Raw genomic sequence first — 572 nt, forward strand, 5'->3', positions numbered from 1 at the left:
GTGCGCTCAGGGTCGATGCGGGGGCAATCGCCTGCAGCAGCACGTGCGCCAGCGGGGACAGCAGTACCACTGCAGCGGCGATCGGCCAGTGCAGCGCCGCCGAAACCAGGCCCGGCCACGCCGGCAGCACCACCAGCGCGCACACCAGCACCACCAGCGCAGCAACGGCCAGCCCGCGCCAGGCGGTCAGGTCGCGTCCGGCCAGGGTCTGCCAGTGACGGGCCAGGCTGCCTTCGCTGCGTTCCACGTCATTCCACAGCGGCCAGGTCCGCCAGACCCCGAGCAGCGCGGCGCTGACTGCCACGCTCACGCCGAGCACGGCGGCCAGGCTGCCGCTGTCGTGCAGGGCACTCAGCGGCCAGGCCACCAGCAGGGTCAGCAGCAGCGGGCCCAGCCCCCACAGCGCCAGCAGCGCAGGCGCATCCTGACGGACCACCTGCGGCAGCGGCTGCAGCGAGCGGGTGCGGCGCCACCACGAGACCGCCAGCGCGAACGCCGGCTGGGCCAATGCGGCGCACACGGCACCGGGCACGCCGCCGATGGCCGCAGCCAGGGCCAGCAGCGCACCGAGG

Annotated in this window: 1 protein-coding gene; it reads right to left on the reverse strand. The window is 74.8% G+C overall.

Features of this window, described 5'->3' with window-relative positions:
- On the reverse strand, positions 1–572 hold a 572-nt coding region (locus AAE045_RS23975), incomplete at both ends, for a hypothetical protein (RefSeq protein WP_455549800.1).

This window comes from Dryocola clanedunensis (assembly GCF_038405435.1).
Lineage (GTDB): Bacteria > Pseudomonadota > Gammaproteobacteria > Enterobacterales > Enterobacteriaceae > Dryocola > Dryocola clanedunensis_A.